At 36.1% G+C, this 499-nt stretch carries 1 protein-coding gene; it reads right to left on the bottom strand.

What is annotated here, in order from left to right; translation table 11 throughout:
• Positions 1-58: 58 nt before the first annotated feature.
• Positions 59-247: a stage III sporulation protein AA gene (locus tag TCEL_RS11355; protein WP_018664941.1), complete on the bottom strand. Its 189-nt coding sequence runs from the start codon at positions 245-247 to the stop codon at positions 59-61.
• Between the last annotated feature and the right edge of the window lie 252 nt (positions 248-499).

The following is a 499-nucleotide window of genomic DNA, read 5'->3' as shown; positions in this document are numbered from 1 at the left end:
TCTCATTATATTTTCAACTGTGCCTGGCCCATGTCTATTGCTTAAAAAAACATTATGTCTATACAGTTATTTCTAATAGTTTTCTTATTCCTGAACGCTTTAATATCTCATCAAAGTCTCTGCCATGTGCAGTTGAAATAATTTTTACACCTGTATTTATAGCATCCATGATTGCATCAGCATCTTTTATTCCACCAATTTCATCAACTGCAATTACATCTGGTGACATTGATCTTACAAGCATCATGAGGCCATCTGCCTTTGGACAGCTATCTAAAACATCTGTCCTATATTGGATGAATAGGTTGCCACGTAAATTGCTAAATTACAAAACCCCAGAAAAATATTTTTATGAAGAACTATCGAAGATTGCTTAATCCCATATTTTGAATATTATAGATGTCGCTTGTGGTTTATCAAGGGTAAAGCTCCGCCTGCTACGCAGCCCTTGACAAACCCATGCACTCCATCTCCTGTTATTATTAAGATGGGCTTAAGG

This window comes from Thermobrachium celere DSM 8682 (genome assembly GCF_000430995.1).
Lineage (GTDB): Bacteria > Bacillota > Clostridia > Clostridiales > Caloramatoraceae > Thermobrachium > Thermobrachium celere.
Note: the sequence above shows the minus strand (reverse complement) of the source record. Positions and strands in the feature narration are given on the sequence as shown.